This is a genomic window from Geodermatophilus sp. SYSU D01036, from assembly GCF_054050435.1.
On the sequence record NZ_JBJGZJ010000017.1, the window covers coordinates 14758 to 38164 of the forward strand.

A 23407-nucleotide genomic window follows, 5' to 3' on the forward strand; every position below is an offset into this window, starting at 1 on the left:
CGGTGACGCGGGTCGGGGCACTGGTGACGCGGGTGTTCGGCGCCGTCGTGCTCGCCGCCCTGCTGCTGGTCGCCTCGACCGCCGCCGCCATCTGGTGGACCGCGCGGCAGGACGCCCGGCCGGCCTCGGACGCGATCGTCGTGCTCGGCTCGGCGCAGTACAACGGCGTGCCGTCGTCGATCTTCGAGGCCCGGCTCGAGCACGCGCTGTCGCTGTGGGAGGACGGCGTCGCCCCGGTGGTCGTCACCGTCGGCGGCAAGGCGGCCGGGGACCAGTTCACCGAGGCCGAGGCCGGGCGCGACTACCTGCTGGGCCGGGGCATCCCCGAGGAGTCGCTGCTCGCGGTACCCGAGGGCGTGGACACGCTGGAGAGCATGCGGGCGGTCGGGACCGCGTTCGGCGAGCGCGGGTGGACCAGCGCCGTCGTGGTCACCGACCCCTGGCACGCCATGCGCGCCGAGCGGATGGCCGAGGACGCCGGCATCAGCGCCGAGAGCTCGCCGACCCGGCAGGGCCCCGCCGTGCAGACCCGCAACACCCAGTTCCGGTACATCCTCCGGGAGACCGCCGCCTACCTGCTCTACCGCGTGACCGGGGAGAGTGTCGCGGGCGCGCCGGGCATCGGCTGAGGAGGGCGCGTGCTGGAGCTGGGGAGGGCCGGGGAACACGGGACGGCGAGGCACGAGGTGCCGATCCTGCGGGACGGCGAGGTCGTCGGCCGACTGCGCTCCACCGACTCCTGGCGGGAGGCGTCGGTCGCCGTCGTCGGCGACCGCGAGTGGGTGCTCGAACGGCGGAGGGGCGGCATGCTGGCCGGCCGGTGGGCGACCGAGCCCGCGGACGCCGCCCGGTTCACCGCGCGGCAGGTGTCGGCGTGGCGGGGCACCTGGCGGGTGGAGGTCGACGGCACCGCGGTCGACGTCGTCCCGGCGTCCTGGTGGAAGGGCACCTACCGGTTCACGGCGGGGGAGCGGGCCGTGGCCGAGAGCGGCTCCACCGGCGGCTGGTCACCCCGGCCCACGCTGACCGCGGACGATCTGCCGCTCGACGTCCAGGTCCTCCTGCTGTGGCTGGTGCTCGTGCTGCAGCGGCGCACCTACGGCGCGGCGGTCGCCGTCGCTGCCGGCGGCGCCGCGGCCGCGGGCAGCAGCTGAGCCCCCAGCGGACGAGGGCCGCCACTCGCCGTCGTCGCGACGGGGGATGATCGGTGCGGGACGCGCACGGGCGTCCCGGCAGCAGCACGACGGAGGAGGCCCATGGCCGGCCGGGGACGCATCCGAGCGGCGGACATCGCGCTGGTGCGCGAGCGCAGCCGGATCGACGAGGTGGTCGGCGAGCACCTGCAGCTCAAGCGCGCCGGGGGCGGCAGCCTCAAGGGCCTGTGCCCGTTCCACGACGAGAAGTCGCCGTCGTTCCACGTCACGCCCTCGAGGAACCTCTACCACTGCCTGGCAGGTGAGACCGGCGTCCTCACCGAGGACGGCGTCGTGCCCATCGCGGAGCTCGCCGGCCGGACGGTCCGCGTGCTCAACGGGGACGGCGGCTGGGTCGAGGCGCCGTTCCGCTCGTACGGCGTGCAGCGGCTCATGCGCGTCGTCGTGTCCCGCAACGGCCGGGAGAAGGAGCTCTTCGCCACCGACGAGCACCGCTGGTTCGTCCCGGCGGGGAAGCTGCGGCAGGACCGCCGGGAGAAGCTGACCAGGGACCTGCGGCCGGGGGACCAGCTCTCCCCGTCGTTCCCGATGAGCCGGGTGCTGCACCCGGCCACGCGCCCGTCCCCGTTCGGCATCGCCCGCGGACTCGTCTACGGAGACGGCACGCGCGCCGGAGCAGGCTCGATCGCCAACCTCTTCGGCGACAAGGACGCGCAGCTCTCCCGGTACTTCGACGGCTGCCGGAGCTGGGAGGGCGAGGGGGTCACCAAGTACTACGGACTGCCGGCCTACTTCAAGGACGAGCGCCCGGCCCTCGACGAGGACGCGTCGTACCTGCTCGGCTGGCTCGCCGGGTACTTCGCCGCCGACGGGTGCGTGGCCGACGACGGGGACGCCGTCCTCAACTCGGCCCGCGTCGACGACCTCGAGTACGTGCGGACGCTGTGCACCCGGCTGGGCATCGGGACCTACGGCGTCGCCAAGCAGACCCGCCTCGGCATCGACGGCATCATGAGCGACGTCTACAACGTCCGCTTCGTGACCAAGGGGCTGCCCGACTCCTTCTTCCTGCTGCAGCACCACCGCGAGCGCATCGCCGCCAACCGCGAGAAGTACGAGCGCAAGCGCTGGGTGGTCCGGTCGGTCGAGTGGAGCGACCGGGTCGAGGAGGTCTACTGCGCCGAGGTGCCCGACACCCACGCCTTCACGCTCGAGGACGACATCCTCACGGGCAACTGCTTCGGCTGCGGAGCCGGTGGCGACGTCATCAGCTTCGTCCAGCAGATCGACCACCTGAGCTTCACCGAGGCGGTCGAGCGGCTGGCCGCCCGCGCCAACATCGACCTGAAGTACGAGGACGACGGCGGCCGGCCCACCGGCGCGCCGGACCGGGCGCAGGCCGGGCAGCGCGCGCGGCTGGTCGCCGCGAACACCGAGGCGGCGGCCTTCTACGCCGAGCAGCTGCGCACCCCCGAGGCCGCGCCCGCCCGGCAGTTCCTCGCCGACCGCGCCTTCGACCGGCAGGTCGCCGTCGACTTCGGCTGCGGGTACGCGCCCGGCGGGTGGGACGCGCTGACCCGGCACCTGCGCGCGAGGGGCTACAGCCAGCAGGAGCTGGTGACCGCGGGGCTGGCCAAGGAGTCCTCGCGGGGCACCCTCATCGACCGGTTCCACCGCCGGCTGGTCTGGCCGATCCGCGACATCACCGGTGACGTCATCGGCTTCGGCGCGCGCAAGCTCATGGACGACGACCCCGGCCCGAAGTACCTCAACACCCCCGAGACGCCGCTGTACAAGAAGAGCAGCGTCCTCTACGGCATCGAGCGCGCGAAGCGGGACATCGCCAGGAAGCACCAGGCCGTCGTCGTCGAGGGCTACACCGACGTCATGGCCTGCCACCTGGCCGGGGTGACGACGGCGGTCGCGTCCTGCGGCACCGCCTTCGGCGCCGAGCACATCGGCGTGCTGCGCCGGCTGCTCATGGACCAGGACGAGTTCCGCGGGGAGGTCGTCTACACCTTCGACGGCGACGCCGCGGGCCAGGCCGCCGCGCTCAAGACGTTCAAGGAGGACCAGCGCTTCGTCGCGCAGACGTTCGTGGCCGTGGAGCCCGACGGGCGCGACCCCTGCGAGCTGCGCCAGGCGCACGGCGACGCGGCCGTCCGGGACCTCGTGGCCCGGCGGACCCCCCTGATCGAGTTCGTCCTGCGCACCACGCTGGCCGAGTACGACCTGGACACCGTCGAGGGGCGGGTCGCCGCGCTGGACCGGACGGCGCCGCTGATCGCCCAGGTCAAGGACCACGCGCTGCGCCCCGCCTACGCTCGCCGGCTGGCCGGGCTGATCGGCGACACCGACGAGGGCGAGGTGCTCGAGCGGGTGCGCCGGATCACCGGTGGCGAGGTGGCGTCCTCGCGGTCGCGCCCGCGGGTACCCAAGCGCACCCCGGACGACGCCGCGCTGGCGGTCGAGCGGGAGGCCGTCAAGGCCGCGCTGCAGGTGCCCGAGATCGCCGGGCCCTCCTTCGACGCCGTCCCGCCCGAGGCCTACACCGACCCGGACTACGCCGCCGTCGCCGCGGCCGTGGCGCAGGCCGGGGGAGCCGCGGCCGCGCGGGTCACCGGGCCGGAGTGGCTGGACCTGGTCGCCGCGCACTGCGAGCGGGAGACCGCCCGCGCCCAGCTCACCGCGCTGGCGGTGGAGCCGCTGCGGTCGGTGGGGGAGGGCGACGCCGGCTACGTCTCGGCGGTGCTGGCCCGGCTGCAGGAGATGGCCATCGTCCGGCAGGTCACCGCGCTCAAGGCCAGGCTGCAGCGGATGAACCCGGTCGAGGAGGGCGACGCGTACATGCGCGCCTTCTCCAAGCTCATGGCGCTGGAGCAGGAGGCCATCTCGCTGCGGCAGCGGGCGATCGGCGGGCTGACGTGAGCCTCGCCTCCGCCCTGCGCCGCCGGCTCACCCGCCCGCCGGAGACGGTGCGCGCCGTCGTGCAGGCCTCGCCCGACGCCGACGAGCGGGTGCTGGCCTGGGGCACGCTGGTCCGCGGGCAGGGCTGGCTGGTGGCCACCAGCCGCGGGCTGCGGGTCGTCCCCGCGGACCTGGCGCTGGACGCCGCCGGCGACGTCGGCGTGCTGCGCTGGCACGAGGTCGGCTCGGCCCGCTGGGCGGCCACCAACGACGGCGGCGGCAGCTTCACCGTCAGCGCCCTGGCCGAGGTGGAGCCCGGCGTGCAGGCGCGCGAGCCCGCGCAACGCCACGCGCTGAGCGACGCCGGCGACCTGCCCGCGGTGGTGCGCCGCCGGGTGGACCAGACGGTGGTCGCCAGCCGCCGCTCCCCGCTGCCGAACGGCGGCGGCGTGGTGCTCGTGGCGCGCCGGGTGCCCGGCCAGGCGGCGCGCGAGTGGACCGTCGTGTTCGACGACGACGCCGACCGCAGCGACCCGGAGGCGCGCGAGGTGGCCCGCCGCAAGCTCGAGGAGGCGCTGGCCGCGGAGCGGCCGGGCTGAGTGCGGTCGGGGCGGCCCGCTCAGGCCATCGACGGCGGGTCGACCGGCAGCGAGGTGAGGTCGGGCGACTCGGTGGTCGTCGACGGCGGCGTCGTCGTGGTGCCGGTGCTGCGCGGGGCCGCGCCGTTGGAGCCGGTGTCGCGGCCCATCTTGGCCTTCACCGAGCTGACGACGTCGTCGGCGCGGGCCTGCGCCATCCCGGCCAGGCCCTGCAGCTGGGGGTTGTCCTTGGCGTCGGACCACAGTCCGCGGATCTGCTCGTAGCGCTCGCGGCCGGCCCGGGCGCCGAGCACGTATCCGGCGCCGAAGCCGAGGAGGAAGGAGAACTTGGCCACGGGGACCTCCGGGGTCTCAGGGGCGGACTGGCTTCGTGATCACGCTACGGCGGGACGCGCACGTCCGCGATGCGGAGGGCCTGCGCAGGGCGCCGGAGGGCGTGAGGTACATTCGTGAGGCGCGCGGGTCGCACCCGCCCATCCCCCGTAGCTCAATTGGCAGAGCATGCGACTGTTAATCGCAGGGTTATTGGTTCGAGTCCAATCGGGGGAGCAACACCGCAGGTCGGAGACGCGCGGCCCAGGTCCCGTCCCGACGAAGCCATGAGAGACCCCTGACTTGCAGCGCGGGTCTCTGGTATCGACGTCCTGACGCACCTGCACGGGCGTGCCTCGGCGGCCGAGCGCCATGAGCCGCCGGGACGCCGGCCTGAGCCGGTGAGTAGCAGCTCCACCGGGGCGTCGCGCCACACCGCGGCCCCGGGAGGCGGTCTCTGTCCGACCCGCCGGCCGCCGGCGCTGCACCATTCTCCAGTTCCGCTCCTGTACTGCTCAGGCTGCCCAGCAGGGGCGCCGGCGTGCGGGCGCCGGAGAACGCGGCCGGCGGGACAAGCCGTCGATGTCCGCTCAAGCGCTGCGGCCGCTGCTCGACCACGCGGACGGGGGGCGCCGACGCGGTTCGCAACGACCGGCGCGACTACAGCGTCGAGCACAGGTGCGACCGACGCGCGCTGATGGTGGTCGACGAGACCGGGTTCCTGATGAGCGCAGCACGTTTGCCGAGTGACCTGGCAGTACGCCGGCACCTCCAGCGGTCCGAGCACTGCCACATCGCTGAGGTGTTCCGGACTACGCCGTCCCGGCGTTGTCGACCGGGAGCGGTTTCTGCCGCGGGCCCGGATCGACGACCGGGACCGGCGCGCCGGGGCTGGTATCGGCCTCGAGGTGCGGTTCCGGAGTGAGCCGGAGGGGGCCGTGCCGCTGACCCGGGCGCTGGCCCCTGGAGGGCCGGCCGGTGGGGTCGCCGCCGACGGGAGCGACCGGCAACACGCGACCCTGCCCCTGGCGGCACCGTCTTGCGACCACGTGCGAGATGCCTCACTCAGGGCCTGCGCGGTCCAGGACCCGGCGCAGGTCCGGTCACACCCCGTCGTGACGGCAGACGGAGGGCGCTGGCCGAACGGCGGGCGGACTGTTCCACGGACGGGCGAGCCCGCCGGCGACACGACAGGCGGGTCGACGTCGGCGCGATGTCCCCGTGCACCACCGAGCCCCCGGCTGGGTCACCGGCTCAGGAACTCGGCCGATGGATCGACGGGCGCCCTGTGCACTACGTGAACCCCTTGGTCGGGGGATCCGTGCCCCGGCTCGGACACGGCGGTCAGCCGCCGGCTCAGGTGCTGGAGCAGCTCGACCGCCGCAGCAGCTGAGGGCGCTGTGCCGTACACGTAGTGGTCCGGGCGGACGATCGCGATGCGCCGCCCGGAGGCGCGCAGCCAGGAGCTCAAGACCCCTTCGTCGTCGACTGCGTCGATCACCGCACCGTCCCGGGTGTCGGATCCGCCCAGCTGCACCAGGACACCACCGAGCGGGGTCAGTGCCTCGAGGAGCACCGCACGTTCACCCGACGTGAGCGGTTCCCGTGCAACGGCGCGCACGGTGGCGCCCGTGACGTCATCGAGCCTGCCGACGGAGTGGCCCATGCGCACGCGAGGTTGCGGCAGGACGGAACCGGCCTCGGGACTGCCGGGCGCGATCAGCCCGCTGGTCAGTCCCGGGATCAAGGTCTGACGCACCATGGTCTGTACCGCGCCGCCCTGCTCGGCCAGGAGGCGGGCGTCGCGTTGGGCCGCGCGATCGGGATGGCGCTCGCAGATCAGGTCCCCCAGGGCCATCGCGGCTCGGGTGGTTGCGGTCACGTGCGGCCTGCGCTCCTGCTGATAGGTGTCCAGGAGGTCCTCCGGCGCGCCGTGGCGGATGACCCGGTGCAGCTTCCACGCCAGATTGAGCGCATCGCGCATGCCCTGGGCCATGCCCTGGGCCATGAAGGGGGGCGTCATGTGGGCGGCGTCGCCGGCCAGCAGGATGCGTCCGCGGCGCCATTCGCGGGCCACGAGTCCGTGGAAGCGGTAGGTCGCCGAGCGCCAGATGCGGCCGTCCTCGGGACCGATCCAACGTCGGAGCAGGGGCCACAGCTCGTCTTCCGGGAACTCCCCTGACGTTCGATCGCCGGGGTTCAGCCGGATCTCCCAGCGACGATGGTTGCCGACGCAGACGACATAGGTGCAGGGCCGCTCGGGTTCGCAGTACTGCACCTGGGTCTGCGGCAGGCGTGCGAGCTTGTCGTCATCGACCAGGACATCGACGACCAGCCACGGTTCATCGAAGCCCAGGTCCTCCAGGACGAGGCCGAGCTGCTTGCGCACGGGGCTGGCCCCGCCGTCGCAGGCGATCAGGTATCGGCTGCGGATGCGCTGTGAGTGCGTGTCCCCGGGCAGTCGGACGTCTGCCCATGCGCCTTCGTCGTCCTGTCCGACGGCCCCCACCTCCGCCGAGCGGTGGATCACGACGTTGGGCAGTTCCTCGAGTCGTCCGCGCAGGATGCGCTCGAACGCCGGTTGCTCGAACACGTAGTTCGGCGCCCATCCCAGGCGGAAGGGCGGAGGGGCGGAATCCAACCGTCGAATGAGTTGCCCCTGCATGCCCCGGTACTCGCTGGGCCGATAGGACGAGATGTGCGGGGCCAGGCGTTCGGCCACGCCGAGCTCCTGCACGATCCGCATGACCTCGTGGTCCAGGCCGATGGCGCGCGGCAGCGGATAGAGGTCGGCCAAGCGGTCGAAGACGGCGACGCGCACGCCGCGCTGACCCAGCAGTCCGGCGAGCGTGGCACCGGTGGGGCCCAGGCCCACGATCACGACGTCTGTCTCGTCCACGGCCGTCCGTCCCATTTCCCCTCTGAGCACCGTCGATGCCGCGGCCGATGTGCGTGGCGCGGGTCGGCCCCTAGCAGGTGCGTCACTCGATCGCCCGTCCGGAGGTCGCTGTCGTGCAGCGGCGACGTCTCCGGGCGGCCCGTCGTCCGGCGTGGCGCCGCCGGCCGGGGTGCCACTCGAACTGCCTGCTCGTCCCGGCGCCGGGATCCATCGTCTGGCCGCCATCGATCACGTAGCAGGTCGACGCTCGCGGCCTCGACGACGATGTCGCCGGGCCCTGGGTGAACCTGACGATCCCTCGCTTCGGCCCGCGCGCGGGTGTTGCGCGGGTCGGCTCGTCGCGGTCCGTCGTGCCCGACTGAGCCGTCGACGCCGACGGGACGGTCGCCGCCGCGTCCACGTCCCCGAGTCGAGCAGGGGCGGCGACCAGGGTGCCGCCCCTGCTCGACTCGGGTGCCGGCGGTCCTACGCGGTGACGCCGGTGAGGACGACGGCGATGGTGGCCGGGCGATCGGTCCGGTTGCGCCAGGCGTGCCGGCTGCCGAGCTGGACGACCGTGTCACCCGCGGAGAGCTGCGTCTGGGCGCCGTCACCCAGCTCCAGCGTCACCTCACCGTCGAGCACGATCACGTAGTCCACGGTGTCGGTGCGGTGCATGCCGGGGTTGTCCGGCTCCATGATGGCGGCCATGTCCGGGGCGTAGGTGGCGAACTCCTCGCCGGACTTGGCCGGGTCGAAGCGGGGGTCGGTCACGAACGAGTCCGGAGCGACCCGCAGGATCAGGAAGCTGGCCCCGCCCGGCTCAGGCAGCATCGGGCCGGTGTCGGTGGTCGGCTCCTCGGCGGGCGGCTTGGTGGTGACGGCCCCGTCGGTCCGCCAGATGCGCGCGTGCCCCTGACCCGGCATGTACTGGTAGTCGAGGGTGCACGGAGCCGGACCGTCGGAGAGGACCACCGACTTCCCGTTCTCGTCCACTCCGGCCACTACTCGGCGGACGTTCATCAGATCGGTCTCCTCGGCGTCGTTGTCGGGACGATCACGGGACGATGACGTAGTTGCTGAACCCGCCGTTGCGGTTCTTCAGCACGGACAGAGCGCTGTTCACCTCGTCGAGCTTGAACACCTCGTGCTCGAACACCGACAGGTCGACCACCCCGGCCTCGGCCAGGTCCGCCATCTCCTGCCCGTCGGCCGTGGTGAACCACGCCGACCCGGACAGGGTCTTGTCGTTGTCCATCACCTCGTGCACGTGCACCGGGACGTGGCCGGCGACGGCGCCGATGTTGACGTGCCGTCCGCCACGACGGAGGCCGTCGAGCGCGGCGAGCCACGACTCCTGAGGAGCCCCGGGGCCGAGCGCGTCGATGACGATGTCCGCCCCTTCGCCGTTGGTGAGCGAGCGGGCCCACTCGCCGACCGGGATCTCGTCCTCGAGGGAGTGGACCTCGATGCGACCCGGCGCGATGGCCCGGACCTTGTCGAGGAGCCCCCGGTCGCGGCCCGTGCCGAGGATCTTGCGCGCGCCGAGCGCGAGCGCGAAGACGGCGACGCCCAGGCCCAGCGTCCCACTGATGCCGTTGATCAGGACCACGTCGGACGACGTGAGACCGGCCCGGCGCAGCGCGCGGTACCCGGTGCCGAGGTATCCCCAGCGCGCGGCGGTCTCGTGGGAGACGTTGTCGGGGAGGGTGACCAGGCTGTACTGCGGCGCGGTCATGTACTCCGCGAGGCCGCCGTACGGATAGTCCTCGAACATCTTCCGGGCGTCCTTGCTGAACCCGAAGTACCCGTTGAAGGCGTAGTACTTGCACGAGGTGGTCTCGCCCTTGCGGCAGTAGCGGCAGCCACCGCAGTAGCGGGCCGGGTTGACGTAGACCCGCTGGCCGATGTCGATGCCGTGGACCTGGGCTCCCTTGGCGACGACGACGCCGGTGGGGTCGAGTCCGAAGATCGCCGGCAGCGGCGGCAGGGAGGTGTGCGGGAACCAGTCCGTGAAGTGGGTGAGCACGTTGCCGAGGTTGGGCACGATCCCGCAGGCCTTCACCTGCACGAGGACGTCGGTGGGCCGCGGAGCGGGCACCTCGATCTCGTCGATGGTCAACGGCTCACCGCGCACGTGCATCCGCGCTGCCCTCATGGTCTTCGGCATGGCTCGCACCTCATGGGGTTCGGGGCCGACGCGGGCCGCGCCGGCGGATTGCGGGGGCCTCCAGGGGTCCCGGAGGTCGTCGCCGAGGGGCGGACGTGAGGAGTCGCCGCGCCGGACGCGGCTCTCGCGTGCACGCGCCGGCGCCGGGCCGTCCTCATCGTCCCGTTCTGGACGGATCAGGAGTGGCGGTCGGTGCCGGTCCTCGTGGCCCGCTGTTGCCTCGGTCGAGTGCGGACAAGGTGGCACCGGTCACACTCGTGTGGCCAGTGACACTGTCCGAACCCCGGTATAGGAGATCCTTATGTCCGGGCCGCCACCGGCAAGGGGGTACAGGGGCGGCTACCCGGCACTCGACGCGGCGGCAGGGACCAACTGCTGCTCAGCAGGAGCCGGCTCGGCGTCGTTGACGCCCCGCATGCGGCGCGCGGCGTCGTGCAGGAAGGCGATCACCGCCGCTGCCCGGCGGCTCAGCCGGTCCTGCTCCGGCCAGGCGGCCACCACGCGGTACACCGGCACGTCCCCGGCGAGCGGAACGCAGGCCAGCGGCAGACCCTCGAGGCTCACGTCCAGCGGCCACCGTTGGAGCAGGTGTGTCCAGCCGAGTCCTCGGGCCACGAGACAGCGGACGACCTCGATGTTCGGCGAGGTGTGCACGATGCGGGGGCTCGCGCCGACCTCGCGGAACAGCTGCTCGGTGTTGCTCGGGCTCGGGCCGTGCGAGTACACGACCAGCGGCTCCTCCGCGAGCTCCTGGACCGTGACGCTGGTCCGGGCCGCCAACCGGTGATCGGCGGCGAGCAGGGCGTACGGACGCAGGCTGCGGATCGTCTCGGTGGCCAGACCGGGGCCCAGACCGGTGTCGTAGGTGACCGCGAGCTCGCACGTGCCGCTGGTCAGCGCTCGGCGCAACTCCTCCTGTGATCCCTCGACGACGGACAACTCCATCGCCGGGTGCTGGAGCGCGAAGGTGCCGTGCAGCGGCGGGAGGTACAGGGGGGCCAGTGTCGAGTAGCAGCCGAGTCGCAGCGTGCCGCGCAGCTCCGCGCCCGGGGCGCGGGCGCTGCTCTGCACGTCCGCGGCGGCAGTCAGCACCCGTCGGGCGTCGGCCACCACGTCGACGCCAGCCTCGGTGAGGGAGACCCCGTGCCCGGGTCGGCGCGCCAGCAGCTGGACATCGAGCCGCCGCTCCAGGTCGTGGATGCCCACGGAGATGGCCGCCTGAGAGACGTGCTCGGCCTCGGCTGCGGCGGTCATGGACCCCAGGTCGGCCACCGCGACGAGGTAGCTCAGCTGCCGCAGCGAGAAGTTGGGGACCATAAAGACCACCTATACCGGGGTTGGGACAGTGTCGCTGGTCACACACCGGTGACGGGTGGACCTTGTCATCACGCGCTCGATCGGGAGCGCACCGGGGCGCCGGCCGAGGAGCCGGGACCGGCATCGGCCGTCAGCAGTCGGTCGGTCAGGCGAGAGGGACGAGTGATGACGCTGTCGCGCACCCACGGGCCGTCGGTGGACCTGGATCTGGCGGAGCTGTACCGCGACCCCTACCCGGTCTTCCGGCGCCTGCGTCGGGAGGCCCCGGTCGCCTACGTGCCCGCGGCCGGCCGGTACCTGGTCACCCGCGAGGCCGACGTCGTCGCCGTGGACAGGGACCCGGAGGTCTTCAGCTCCATGGAGCCGGACTCGCTCATGCACCGGGTGATGGGCGAGACCCTCCTGCGCAAGGACGGCGCGGCACACCGGCGGGAGCGGGTGGCCCTCGAGGCGCCGCTGAAGCCCCGCACGGTCCGCGACCACTGGACGCCGGTGTTCCAGGCCAACGCCGACGACCTGATCGACGACCTCGTGTCGCGCGGGGAGGCCGACCTCTTCACGGAACTCGCCGCCCCCCTCGCCGCGCGGAACCTGGCCGCCTTCCTGGGACTGGGAGGCGTGGCCGCCGAGGACCTGATCCGGTGGTCGCAGGACCTGATGGCGGCCATGGGGAACTACCAGGACGATCCGGAGATCTGGGCCAGGGCCTTCGCGGCGCGCGACGCGCTGGGGGTCGCGGTCGACGAGGTCATCGAGCGAGTCCGCGCAGTGCCGGACCACTCGGTGATCTCGGCGATGGTCAACGCCGAGGACCCGCTCACCGTGCAGCAGGTGCACAGCAACGTCATGGTGGTGGTCGGCGGCGGCCTCAACGAACCCCGCGACGCGCTGCTCACGGCCACGTACGCGCTGCTCACCCACCCCGCACAGCGCCGCGACGTCGAGGCCGACCCCGCCCTCTGGAAGCGGGTCTTCGAGGAGGCCGTGCGCTGGGTGTCGCCCATCGGCATGTACCCGCGGCGGGTCACGCGACCGGTCGAGCTCGGTGGTGTCCAGTTGGAGGCGGGGGACCGGCTGGGCATCGTCGTCTCCTCGGCGAACCGCGACGAGTCGGTGCACCCGCGGCCGGACGAGTTCGACCTCCACCGGGCCGACACCGTGCACTACGCCTTCGGGGGCGGTCCGCACTACTGCGCCGGCACCTGGGTCGCCCGCGCCTCCATCGGCCAGATCGGCCTGCCCACCCTGTTCCGCCGGCTCCCCGGCCTGGCCCTCGACCCGGCCCACGACGTCCCGTGGGGCGGCTGGGTCTTCCGCGGCCCGCTCAGCCTGCGGGTCCGCTGGGACGCCTGACCTCCCCGTCCCGCTCGCCCAGCGCTGCGTCGCCGTCCCCCGTTCGCCTCTGCCTCACGGCGCGTCCCCGGAGTTGCCCCATGCCCACGATCGTCTACGTGCAGCCGGACGGCTCCCGGTCCGAGTTCCAGGCCCCGGCCGGCACCAGCGTCATGAAGAACGCCGTCCTCAACGACGTGCCCGGCATCGTCGCCGAGTGCGGTGGGTCGCTGATGTGCGCGACCTGCCACGTCTACGTGGACCCCGCCGACGTCGACCGCGTCCCACCCGTCAGCGACGAGGAGGACGAGATGCTCGACGTCACCGAGGCCGAACGTCGTGGAACGAGCCGGCTGTCGTGCCAGTTGACCGTCGAGGACGCGCTCGACGGTCTCACCGTGCACGTCCCCGAGGCCCAGACGTGACCCGGGTCGTCGTGATCGGCAGCGGTCAGGCCGGTGTGGGCGTCGCCGAGGGGCTGCGGGCCAAGGGGAGCGCCGCGTCGGTGACGGTCGTCGGCGGCGAGGCCGAGCTGCCCTACGAACGGCCGCCGTTGTCGAAGGACGTGCTGCTCGGCAAGGCCACGGTGGACGACGTCCGGCTCCGCGGCGAGCAGTGGTACCGGTCCCACGACGTGGACCTCCGCTTGGCGACGTGGGCGAAGCGGATCGACCGGGACACCCGGACGGTGCTCCTGGACGACGGAGACGTGCTGCCCTACGACCACCTGGTGCTGGCCACCGGCAGCCGGCCCCGCCGCCTCCCGGTCCCCGGCGCCGATCTCGACGGGGTCGTGTGCCTGTCGACGCCGGGCGACAGCACCCGCCTCCGGCAGCGTCTGTCCCGGGCGGAGCACGTGGTGATCATCGGGGCGGGCTTCATCGGGCTCGAGGTCGCCGCCGCGGCGAGCGCCGCCGGCCACCGGCCGGTGGTCATCGAACTCGCCGACCGGGTGCTGGCCCGGGTGGCGGGCCCCGCACTCAGCGCGCACGTCGCTGCTCGTCACGTCGAGCGCGGGATCGACCTCCGCCTCGGCACCGGGGTGATCGCGCTGCGGGGGGGAGACGGCCGGGTGACGGCGGTGGTGACGTCGAGCGGGGAGGTCCTCCCCGCCGACCTCGTGCTGGTCGGCGTGGGCTCGTCCCCGGTGCAGGAACTGGCCGTCGACGCCGGCCTCGAGTGCCGCGACGGCATCGTCGTCGACGAGACCCTGCGGACCAGCGATCCGGCGATCTCGGCGATCGGCGACTGCTGCCGCTTTCCCCTGGGCGACCAGCCGACCCGTCTCGAGTCCGTGCAGAACGCGGTGGACCAGGCCCGGCACGTCGCGGCGCGGATCGCGGCGACCGCCCCGTTCTGGGCGCCGTACCGGCAGGTGCCGTGGTTCTGGAGCACGCAGGGTGACCTGAAGCTGCAGATGGTCGGCGTGCCGGAGCGGCAGGACGACGAGGTGCTCCGCGGCGACCCAGCCGGAGGGCGCTTCTCGGTCTTCCGTTTCGACGGGGACCGCTTGACCTGCGTCGAGTCGGTCAACCACCCGTCGGGGCACCTGGCCGGACGGCGACTGCTCGCGGCCGGCGTCTCCCCGACGCGCGCCCAGGCGGCTGATCCCACGTGCGACCTCAAGGCGCTGGCCGCCGCCGGCCAGGTGCCGGCACGCACCCACGAGAGCGCGGTGACGTGGTGAGCGCCCCCGGCGTCCGGCGGCCGCACTCCTGCACCGCCGGAGCCCCGCCGCTCCCGACGGCTCCCATCCCGCTCCCGACTCCGTCGGACCTCGGCGGCGTCCCCGTCCATGCCTCGCAGAGGAGTTCCCGATGACCACCGCCGGCACCACGGTCCGCCCGCAGCTGACCCACATGGGCATCAACGTCTACGACGTCGACGCGATGGAGGCCTTCTACACCGGAGTGCTCGGCCTCATCGTCACCGATCGAGGGGTGGGGAAGACGTTCAAGGCGCAGCTGGTCTTCATGAGCAGCAGCCCGTACAGCCACCACCAGGTCGTCCTCGCCAGCGGCCGGGACCCGGGTTCGCCCAAGACGTCGATCAACCAGATCTCGTTCAAGGTCGAGGACCTCGACCAGCTCCGCGCGATGTACCGCCGGGTGCGTGACCACGGTGTCGAGGGCCTCCGGCCGCTGAACCACGGCAACTCCTGGTCGATCTACTTCTTCGACCCGGAGGGCAACAACGTCGAGGTCTACTGCGACAGCCCCTGGTACATCTCCCAGCCCCACGGCGACCTGTTCGACCCCGAGGCGCCGACCGAGCAGATCCTGGCCGAGACCGAGGCCGTGTGCCGGAACGACCCGAACTTCATGCCGGTCGAGCAGTGGCGGGACAAGGTCCGCGCCCAGCTGGAGGAGCGGGCATGAGCACGCTGGCCGCGCAGCAGCCCGGGCCCGGCACCGCCGGAACCCCGGCGGTCGTCGTCCGCAAGCGCGCGGTGACCGTCGAGACGGTGTGGCACGACGGAGGTCCGGTCGCCGAGACGCCGGTGCGGTACGCCTCGGCACTGGCGGTCGTCGCCAACCCCTTCGCCGGCCGGTACGAAGCGGACCTGCTGGCCTTCCAGAGCGCGCTCCGTGGCCTGGGGCACGAGCTGGCCACCGAGCTGGTCGGACTGCTCGGACGCGACCGGGTGCAGGTCTACGGCAAGGGCGCCCTCGTCGGTGTCGCGGGGGAGCTCGAGCACGCCGCCGTCTGGCACGAGGCGGGTGGCTGGGCGATGCGCTCGGTGCTGGGGGACCCCAAGGCCATCGTCCCGAGCAACAAGGCGGTGGCCTCCGCCGGCTACCGGCTGCTCGTCCCGGTGCACCACATCGAGGCCGCGTACGTCCGCAGTCACTTCGCGAGCGTGGAGGTCGGCGTCCAGGACGGCCCGCGGCCGCACGAGCTCCTCTTCGCCCTCGTCATGGGTACCGGCCCGCGGGTGCACGAGCGCATCGGCGGTCTGCGGGCCGACCAGATCAGCGTCCACGACGGGCAACGCTGACCACCGCACCTGCTCGGGTGCGGCCCTGCCGGCCCTCCGCGATCCGCCCGGCGAACCTCCGACCCGGCGAGCGGAGGCCACCCGCCCGTTCCTCGCCCAGCCCGCCGCCCCGCCCGAGGAGGATCTCCGGATGACCGAGACCGTCCCCGGCGGCGCGCTGTCCGGGCTGCTGGTCGCGGACTTCAGCCGCGTGCTGGCGGCTCCGTACGCGACGATGCTGCTCGGCGACCTCGGTGCCGACGTGGTGAAGGTCGAGCGACCGGGTGGGGGCGACGACACCCGCGCCTGGGGGCCGCCGTACGCCGGCGGGGAGGCGACGTACTTCCTGGCGGTCAACCGCAACAAGCGTTCACTCGTGCTGGACCTCGCCGATGATGCCGGTCGGACGGCGGCGCTGGAGCTGGCCCGCCGCGCCGACGTGCTGGTGGAGAACTTCCGCCCCGGCACGATGACCCGCTACGGCCTGTCCTACGAGCAGGTCCGCACGATCAACCCCGGCGTCGTCTACTGCTCGGTGACCGGCTTCGGCGCCGACGGAGGTGCGGCGCTCCCGGGCTACGACCTGCTCGCCCAGGCGGTCGGCGGGCTGATGAGCGTCACCGGGGCCGCCCCCGGGCAGCCGGTCAAGGCGGGCGTGGCGGTCGTCGACGTGCTCACCGGGCTGCACGCGGCCGTGGGGATCCTCTCCGCGCTGCGGGCCCGCGAGGCCACCGGCGAGGGCCAGCTGGTGGAGGTGAACCTGCTCGGCACGCTGCTGTCGAGCCTGGTCAACCAGAGCGTCGCCTACACGGCCGCAGGCACGGTCCCCGGGATCCTGGGCAACCGGCACCCCTCCATCGCGCCGTACGAGGTGTTCCCGACCGCCGACTCCCCGATGGTCGTGGCCGTCGGCAACGACCGTCAGTTCACGGCGCTGTGCCAGGGGCTCGCGAGCCCGGAGCTGGCCCGCGATCCGCGCTTCGCCACCAATCCCGACCGGGTGGCGAACGTCGACGCGCTCGCAGAGGTCCTCACCGCCCGTCTGGCGGCGCGCCCCGCGTCGAGCTGGACGAGGATCCTCACCCCGCTCGGCGTGCCCTGCGGCCCGGTCAACGACCTCGCCGGCGCCTTCTCCTTCGCCGCCGGACTCGGGATCGACGCCCGCGTGACGGTGGGCGAGGGCGACCAGGCCGTCGACGTCGTCGCCAACCCGATCGCGCTGTCGGCGTCCCCGGCGGCGTATCGGCGGCGGCCGCCGCGGCTGGGTGAGCACACCGGCGAGCTGTGCGCCTGGCTCGGGCGTCCGCCCGGCCCGCCCGCCGGCGACCGGGAGCCGCTCCCTGACCCCACCACCGACCTCGACCCCGGCTCCGACCGCGGTCGTCCAACCGAGAGGAGAGACCCGTGAAGCTGATCTCGTACAGGCAGGGCGGCACCGAGACGTGGGGCGCCGTCGTGGAGGACAGGGTGGTGGACCTGGCCGCGGCCAGTGGCTTCGCCACCCTGGCCGAGTTCATCGCGAGCCCGGCGTTCGCCGACCGCGACGCGCTGGTGGCGGCTGCTGCCGCCGGGCCGCTACGGGCCGACGTCGAGCTGCTGCCGGTGATCCCGCGGCCCGAGAAGATCGTCTGCGCGGTGCGGAACTACATGGACCACCACCAGGAGGTGCTCGCGGCCGGCATGCAGCGGGAGCTGGCGGAGTTTCCCCCGATCTTCCTGCGGGTGTGGCGGTCGCAGGTCGCCCACGAGCAGCCCATCGTCCGCCCGAGCGTGTCCGAGTCCCTCGACTGGGAGGGCGAGCTCGCGGTCGTCATCGGCAAGGCCGGCCGCGACATCCCCGAGGCCGACGCCTGGGAGCACGTGGCCGGCTACAGCTGCTACAACGACGCCAGCGTGCGCGAGTGGCAGTTCCACGCCAAGCAGATCGCCTCGGGCAAGAACTTCGAGGGCACGGGGGCCTTCGGCCCGTGGCTGGTCACCGCGGACGAGATCGAGCCGGGACGCAAGCTCGAGATCGAGACCCGCCTGAACGGTGAGGTCGTCCAGTCCAGTGACACCGGGAACATGATCTTCCCCGTCCCGCGGCTCATCAACTACGCCTCCACGATCTTCACGCTCGTCCCGGGAGACGTGATCGTGACCGGCACGCCGGCGGGTGTCGGCTGGAGCAAGAAGCCGCCGCGGTTCATGCAGCCCGGCGACGTCGTCGAGGTGGAGATCGAGGGCATCGGGGTCCTGCGCAACCCCGTCGCCGCCCAGTGACGGCGTCCGCGGCGATCTGTCCAGTCCCGTCACCGAGCAGGTCGCCGCGGACGAACGGACGGCTCCCCGGTCGGGCGCTGATCCGTCACCGGACACCCGGCCGCTGGCCGCTGTCGGATCCGCTGCCGGGTCCGCGAGAGGAGTACGAGCAGTGCACCCGAACCTGATCGCGGGCCGGTGGCTGGACGGCGCCGACGCCCGGCCTGACGTCAACCCGTCGGACACGACGGACGTGGTGGGCCACTACGCATCCGCGGACGCCGACCAGGCCCACGCGGCCATCGCGGCTGCGGCCGATGCAGCCGGCGGGTGGGCTGCCACGCCGGGGGCGATGCGCGGCGAGGTCCTCGACCGCGCCGGTCGTGAACTGCTCAGTCGCAGCGAGGAGTTGGGAGACCTGCTCGCCCGCGAGGAGGGCAAGACGCTGCCCGAGGCCGTCGCCGAGGTGGTGCGCGCCGGACAGTTGCTCACCTTCCACGCCGGTCAGGCGGTGCGGAACGTCGGGGAGCACCTGGAGTCATTGCGCCCGGGCATCGAGGTGACGGTGACCCGGGAGCCGGTCGGGGTCGTCTCGGTCATCACCCCGTGGAACTTCCCCATCGCGATCCCCGCCTGGAAGATCGCCCCGGCGCTCGCCTACGGCAACACGGTGGTCTTCAAACCGGCCGACGCCGCCCCGGCCAGCGCCTGGGCGCTGGCCGACGCGCTGCACCGCGCCGGGCTGCCGCCCGGTGTGCTCAACCTGGTGATGGGACGCGGCCGCGACATCGGCGACGTGCTCACCGGCTCGGCGGAGGTCGGCGCGGTCTCCTTCACCGGCTCGGTGTCCACCGGTGAACGGGTGCTCGCCGCGGCCACCTCCCGGCGGGCGCGCGTCCAGCTGGAGATGGGCGGCAAGAACCCCCTGGTGGTGTCCGACGACGCCGACCTCGACCTCGCCGTCGAGGTGGCGCTGCAGGGCAGCTACGGCTCCACCGGGCAGCGCTGCACCGCCTCCTCCCGCCTGGTCGTCGCCAACCGCGTGCACGACGAGTTCGTCGACCGGTTGTGGAGCCGGCTGCAGGCATGGCACGTCGACGACGCTCGGGCTCCTGGCACCGACATGGGACCGGTGGTGGACGCCGACCAGCTGGCCCAGGACCTCCACTACATCGGCGTCGCGGAGAAGGACGGCGCCGAGGTGCGCGGGGGGCGACTGGTGGAGCGCGCGAGACCGGGCCACTACCTCGAGCCGGCGCTCCTCGTGGACACACGGGCCTCGGACACGGTCAACCGGGAGGAGGTCTTCGGCCCGGTGGCCTCGGTCATCCGGGTAGGCGACCACGACGAGGCGGTCGCGGTCGCCAACGACACCGACTTCGGACTCACCGCCGGCATCGTCACCCGCTCGCTCGCCCGGGCCACGGACTTCCGGCGACGGTCCACCGCGGGCATGGTGATGGTCAACGTCCCCACCGCGGGCGTCGACTTCCACGTTCCCTTCGGAGGCCGGGGCGGGTCGTCCTACGGGCCACGAGAACAGGGCGCGGCCGTCCGTGAGTTCTTCACCGTCAGTAAGACGAGCTACGTGGCAGCGGGCGAGCCCCTGTGACCCCACGATGGCCGCGCCGACGTGGCGTCGTCGGGGTCGGTCGAGGTCGAAGACGCGGCGGCGGCACGGGGTCGGGAGCGCATCGACCGTTCGCTGCAGACAGCGGTGACTGCTGGATTCGGTGGCGCTGGTATGTGCGGCGAGTCCGAGGTCACCCGTTGATGCCTGCCGGTCAGCCACCACCGCGACCGACTCACGCCTAACGAACGCTCGTCGAGCGGCGCCAGCGACGCCCGCGTGAGCCGGCGAACACCTCCGTCGCGGCGTCATGCCACGCCGTGCCCTCGAGAGCTGTCCTCCGCGCCGGCACGCCGGTCGCCGGTTCAGGAGCGTTCTCCAGTTCCGCTCCTGCATGCCCTCGTCTGCACAGCGGGGGCGCGCTGGCGTATCGGCGTTGTGGGACCGGGATGGGCACGGGACCGCTAGGGTTCGGCGCCACGGGGCAGGTTGTCACCGAACGGGTGATGGGGGGCTGCCGTGGCGCGGCCACTGCTGCGAGGCGACCGCCTGCAGGCTGCCCGCCAGGCCATGGTTGGGCCCAGCCGGGGGCGGTCGTCGAGGTCATCGCGGCGGCGGTGGCGGCGACCCGGGCCGCGCAGGCGGTGAGGTGGTCGGCGCGGGCGGCGAGGTAGAGCCCCCAGTGCGGATCGTCGGCCAGCACGGCGGGCACGGCGGGCTGCCAGGGCAGCGGACCCGCCGCACCGGGCGCGGGCAGCCGCCAGTCCAGCACGGCCGCGGGATCGCGGGCGCTGTCCAGCTCTCGGACCGCGGCCGCAGCGCGCAGCGCGGCGACCGGATCGGCGCCGCTGAGGGCGAGCAGCGCCAGATGGCCCCGCAGCGTCGGCCACGCCGGCGCGGCGGGCAGGCCCGGGTGCAGCCGCGCGGCGGCGGTCTCCAGTTCTGCTCCGGCCGCGGCGCCGAGGCGGTGCTCGGCGGCGACGCGCAGCGCGTCGGCGTACCGGGTGGCGGCGGCGTGCAGCCGCGCGGCCGGATCGGCCAGCGCCCGGCGCGCACCGGCGGCCGAGGTCTGGGCACCGTCATGCTCCACCATGGCAACCAGCAGGTCGGTAGCGGTCGGCGGGCACACCGCGGCCGGGGTGACGATGCTGTGCCGTAAGGGGTGTGGAGAAGGCCGCTGAAAGGGTCCCCCGGAGCCCCTCCAGAAGACCTATAGGCCACTGACCTGCGGGTTCGTGGAGCGGGTGACGGAAATCGAACCCACACCGTCAGCTTGGGCGGCTGCTTCACGCAGGCGATGTCGGTCCCGCTCATCACAGCGGGGACCGCGCGCTGTCGACCCTGCGGCTCGTCCTGCCTCCCCGTGCGCTCCGGCCAGGGACGGACCACCGCCTCCTGCGTCCAATAGCCGCTCGGCTAGTCCCAGCTCGCCATCCGAGCCAGGGAACGCTGCCCGCGCGGCTCCACGTCCTTCGGCTTCAGTGCACCTGGGCGATCGCCGAACGGAAGCCGGCCGGCGGCCCGCGGCACGCCCGGACCTCGGCGACCGGACCTCTGCGAGGGAGTTGAGCGACCATTTCTCTGCGGGATCACGACCTCGACAAGCGCACCTTCGTCGTGCCGGGCCTGACGGAGCCGGCGCAGATCATCGTCGACCGGTGGGGCGTTCCCCACATCTACGCAGCCACGACCTACGACGCGTTCAGGGCGCAGGGCTTCAACGCCGCACGGGATCGGCTCTGGCAGATCGACTTCTGGCGGCGTCGAGGCCTGGGGCGGCTGTCGGAGGTGTTCGGCGCGGAGCACGTCGAGCGCGACCGGGCAGCGCGCCTGTTCCTGTTCCGCGGGGACGCCCATGCCGACTGGTTGTCCTACGGGTCGGACACCAAGCGCGCCAGCACCGCCTTCGTGGAGGGCGTCAACGCCTTCGTCCAGCTGACTCGCGAGGACCCGGAGCTGTTGCCCGTCGAGTTCCGGGAGCTCGGCTACACCCCGTCGTTCTGGGACCCCGCGGACGTCACCCGGATCCGCAGCCACGGGTTGTTCTACAACCTCCGCGAGGAGGTGGCGCGGGCCCTGACGATCCGCGATCACGGGGGCGCCGTCGAGGAACTGCGGCGACGGCGGGAGCCGCACCGGGAGCTCGTCGTGCCGGAGGGGCTCGACGTGGCGAGGATCCCCGACGACGTCCTGGCCGTGTACGACCTGGCCACCACGCCACCGGTGTTCACCGCGCGCCCGCCCGACGAGGCGCAGGGCACCGTCCTGCCCGAGGGCAGCAACAACTGGGTCCTCTCCGGCGACCGGACCGCCACCGGGCGCCCGCTGCTCGCCAACGACCCGCACCGGGCCGCGGCCGCGCTCCCCGGCCTGCGTTACCTGGCGCACCTGAGCGCTCCCGGCTTCGACGTCATCGGCGGCGGCGAACCGGGTCTGCCGGGCATCAGCATCGGCCACAACGGCCAGATCGCCTTCGGGTTGACGATCTTCGCGATCGACCAGGAGGACCTGTACGTCTACGACCTCAACCCGGACGACCCGCTGGAGTACCGGTACGAGGGCCGGTGGGAACCGATGCGGGTCGAGCGGGACACCATCGAGGTGGCCGGTGGCCCGCCGGTCGAGGTGGAGCTCGCCTTCACCCGGCACGGCCCCGTCATCCGCAGCGACCCCTCCACGAACACCGCGTTCGCCGTGCGGGCCGCCTGGCTGGAGCCGGGCATGGCCCCCTACCTCGGCAGCATGGACTACATGCGGGCGCGCAACTGGGACGAGTTCCTGGGGGCGATGAACCGGTGGGGCGCGCCCCCGGAGAACCAGGTCTACGCCGACACCCGCGGCAACATCGGCTGGAAGACCGGCGGCCTCACCCCCATCCGGCCCAACTGGGACGGCACGCTGCCGGTCCCCGGCGACGGCAGGTACGAGTGGGCCGGCTTCTACGACATGGACGAGCTGCCCGGTGCGCTCAACCCCGAGCAGGGGTGGCTGGCCACGGCGAATGAGATGAACCTGCCGGAGGACTTCCCCCCGGATCGGCACATCACCTACGACTGGTACGCCCCCTACCGCCGGCACCGCATCGACGACGTCCTCGGCGGGACGACCGCGGCCACCGTCCAGGACATGGTGGACCTGCAGGGGGACTACGTCAGCATCCCGGCGCAGCGGATCCTGGCCGCGGTCCGCGGGCTGGACCTCCCCGACCGCGACCAGGTCGACGGGCTCGACCTCCTCCTCGACTGGGACGGTGACCTGCGCCCCGACTCGCCTGCCGCAGCCCTGTTCGAGGTCTGGTACCGACGGCATCTGCGGCCGGCTCTGCTCGCCCGGGCAGTCGCCCAGGTCACCGGCCGCGACGACAACGCCGACGTCCTCGCCGCCATCGCGAACAAGGAGGACCTGCTCGCCGACGCCCGGATCGACATCGAGCTCCTGGAGTCCCCGGGAGACCGGCTCGGACCGGACCCGGCCGGCTTCCTGGCCGCCACCGTGCCGCAGACGCTGGCGACGGCGCTGGCCGACGTCGAGGAACTGCTCGGTCCCGACCGCGGCGAGTGGGCCTGGGGCCGGCTGCACGTCGCCCGCGCCACCCACCCGCTCCGGGCCCTGCTGACCGGTGTCCCGGAGGACCAGCTGTCGGTGGGACCCCTGCCCCGCGGGGGGAGCGGCGACACGGTGGGCAACACCGCCTACGGGCCGAACTTCGTCCAGACCGCCGGCTCGACGTTCCGCATCGCCATCGACGTGGGGGAGTGGGACTCCTCGACGGCCATGAACGCGCCCGGCCAGTCCGGGAACCACGACAGCCCGCACTACACCGACCTGTTCGAGCCGTGGGCGCGCAACGACGCCTTCCCGCTCCTGTACAGCCGCGACCGCATCGAGGAAGCCGCCGAGCAGGTCATCGACCTCCTGCCGTCGGACGACTGACGGCCACGGCCACAGGA

At 73.1% G+C, this 23407-nt stretch carries 19 protein-coding genes and 1 tRNA gene; 14 read left to right on the forward strand and 6 right to left on the reverse strand.

The annotated features are described in order from the left end of the window. Window positions 1-2 precede the first annotated feature (2 nt). The 4 genes from ACI8AR_RS16430 to ACI8AR_RS16445 all read left to right on the forward strand — a co-directional run bounded on the left by ACI8AR_RS16430 (window position 3) and on the right by ACI8AR_RS16445 (window position 4660). Window positions 3-629: a YdcF family protein gene (locus ACI8AR_RS16430; RefSeq protein WP_457051966.1), complete on the forward strand. Its 627-nt coding sequence runs from the start codon at window positions 3-5 to the stop codon at window positions 627-629. A gap of 9 nt (window positions 630-638) precedes the next feature. Next, the gene (locus tag ACI8AR_RS16435) at window positions 639-1154 is read left to right on the forward strand and encodes a hypothetical protein (RefSeq protein WP_457051967.1); all 516 of its coding nucleotides are present in this window, start codon (window positions 639-641) and stop codon (window positions 1152-1154) included. A 102-nt stretch (window positions 1155-1256) separates the two neighbouring features. Then, entirely contained in the window at window positions 1257-4082 is a 2826-nt protein-coding gene (dnaG, locus tag ACI8AR_RS16440; RefSeq protein ID WP_457051968.1) for a DNA primase, read from the forward strand. Beyond that, a complete protein-coding gene (locus ACI8AR_RS16445) occupies window positions 4079-4660 on the forward strand; it encodes a hypothetical protein (protein WP_457051969.1) in 582 nt (193 codons plus the stop codon). Before dnaG ends, ACI8AR_RS16445 begins: the two co-directional genes overlap by 4 nt. A gap of 20 nt (window positions 4661-4680) precedes the next feature. Here ACI8AR_RS16445 and ACI8AR_RS16450 read toward each other — a convergent pair whose 3' ends face one another. Next, the gene (locus tag ACI8AR_RS16450) at window positions 4681-4995 is read right to left on the reverse strand and encodes a hypothetical protein (RefSeq protein WP_456937798.1); all 315 of its coding nucleotides are present in this window, start codon (window positions 4993-4995) and stop codon (window positions 4681-4683) included. 141 nt (window positions 4996-5136) lie between these two features. Here ACI8AR_RS16450 and ACI8AR_RS16455 point away from each other — a divergent pair. After that, a tRNA-Asn gene (locus ACI8AR_RS16455) sits at window positions 5137-5209 on the forward strand. Between the two features lie 1009 nt (window positions 5210-6218). On the opposite strand, the gene ACI8AR_RS16460 is transcribed toward ACI8AR_RS16455, so the two are convergent. The 4 genes from ACI8AR_RS16460 to ACI8AR_RS16475 all read right to left on the reverse strand — a co-directional run bounded on the left by ACI8AR_RS16460 (window position 6219) and on the right by ACI8AR_RS16475 (window position 11337). Next, complete coding sequence (locus tag ACI8AR_RS16460; protein WP_457051970.1) at window positions 6219-7871, reverse strand: bifunctional 3-(3-hydroxy-phenyl)propionate/3-hydroxycinnamic acid hydroxylase; 1653 nt, start codon at window positions 7869-7871, stop codon at window positions 6219-6221. Window positions 7872-8336: 465 nt separating this feature from the next. Beyond that, entirely contained in the window at window positions 8337-8873 is a 537-nt protein-coding gene (locus tag ACI8AR_RS16465; RefSeq protein ID WP_457051971.1) for a cupin domain-containing protein, read from the reverse strand. Between the two features lie 34 nt (window positions 8874-8907). After that, window positions 8908-10020, reverse strand: coding sequence for an alcohol dehydrogenase catalytic domain-containing protein (locus ACI8AR_RS16470; protein ID WP_457051972.1), 1113 nt, complete (start codon window positions 10018-10020; stop codon window positions 8908-8910). Between the two features lie 339 nt (window positions 10021-10359). Then, a complete protein-coding gene (locus tag ACI8AR_RS16475) occupies window positions 10360-11337 on the reverse strand; it encodes a LysR family transcriptional regulator (protein WP_457051973.1) in 978 nt (325 codons plus the stop codon). 165 nt (window positions 11338-11502) lie between these two features. On the opposite strand from ACI8AR_RS16475, the gene ACI8AR_RS16480 reads away from it, so the two are divergent. The 8 genes from ACI8AR_RS16480 to ACI8AR_RS16515 all read left to right on the forward strand — a co-directional run bounded on the left by ACI8AR_RS16480 (window position 11503) and on the right by ACI8AR_RS16515 (window position 19499). Further along, window positions 11503-12690: a cytochrome P450 gene (locus ACI8AR_RS16480; protein ID WP_457051974.1), complete on the forward strand. Its 1188-nt coding sequence runs from the start codon at window positions 11503-11505 to the stop codon at window positions 12688-12690. An 80-nt stretch (window positions 12691-12770) separates the two neighbouring features. Then, the gene (locus tag ACI8AR_RS16485) at window positions 12771-13094 is read left to right on the forward strand and encodes a 2Fe-2S iron-sulfur cluster-binding protein (RefSeq protein WP_457051975.1); all 324 of its coding nucleotides are present in this window, start codon (window positions 12771-12773) and stop codon (window positions 13092-13094) included. Beyond that, window positions 13091-14356, forward strand: a complete 1266-nt coding sequence (locus ACI8AR_RS16490) for an NAD(P)/FAD-dependent oxidoreductase (protein WP_457051976.1) — start codon at window positions 13091-13093, stop codon at window positions 14354-14356. Before ACI8AR_RS16485 ends, ACI8AR_RS16490 begins: the two co-directional genes overlap by 4 nt. 130 nt (window positions 14357-14486) lie before the next feature. After that, complete coding sequence (locus ACI8AR_RS16495; RefSeq protein ID WP_457051977.1) at window positions 14487-15047, forward strand: VOC family protein; 561 nt, start codon at window positions 14487-14489, stop codon at window positions 15045-15047. Continuing rightward, window positions 15044-15667, forward strand: coding sequence for an amino acid synthesis family protein (locus ACI8AR_RS16500; protein WP_457051978.1), 624 nt, complete (start codon window positions 15044-15046; stop codon window positions 15665-15667). The genes ACI8AR_RS16495 and ACI8AR_RS16500 overlap by 4 nt, the downstream gene beginning before the upstream one ends. A 130-nt stretch (window positions 15668-15797) precedes the next feature. Next, window positions 15798-17054 carry a CaiB/BaiF CoA transferase family protein gene (locus tag ACI8AR_RS16505; RefSeq protein WP_457051979.1) on the forward strand — a complete coding sequence of 419 codons (1257 nt, stop codon included), beginning with the start codon at window positions 15798-15800 and terminating at the stop codon, window positions 17052-17054. Continuing rightward, window positions 17051-17908, forward strand: coding sequence for a fumarylacetoacetate hydrolase family protein (locus ACI8AR_RS16510; protein WP_457051980.1), 858 nt, complete (start codon window positions 17051-17053; stop codon window positions 17906-17908). Before ACI8AR_RS16505 ends, ACI8AR_RS16510 begins: the two co-directional genes overlap by 4 nt. A gap of 151 nt (window positions 17909-18059) precedes the next feature. Further along, a complete protein-coding gene (locus tag ACI8AR_RS16515; RefSeq protein WP_457051981.1) occupies window positions 18060-19499 on the forward strand; it encodes an aldehyde dehydrogenase family protein in 1440 nt (479 codons plus the stop codon). A gap of 199 nt (window positions 19500-19698) precedes the next feature. On the opposite strand, the gene ACI8AR_RS16520 is transcribed toward ACI8AR_RS16515, so the two are convergent. Then, window positions 19699-20586, reverse strand: coding sequence for a hypothetical protein (locus tag ACI8AR_RS16520; protein WP_457051982.1), 888 nt, complete (start codon window positions 20584-20586; stop codon window positions 19699-19701). 488 nt (window positions 20587-21074) lie between these two features. Between ACI8AR_RS16520 and ACI8AR_RS16525 the strand changes: the two genes are divergently transcribed. Beyond that, window positions 21075-23390, forward strand: coding sequence for a penicillin acylase family protein (locus ACI8AR_RS16525; protein ID WP_457051983.1), 2316 nt, complete (start codon window positions 21075-21077; stop codon window positions 23388-23390). The last annotated feature ends 17 nt before the right edge of the window (window positions 23391-23407 follow it).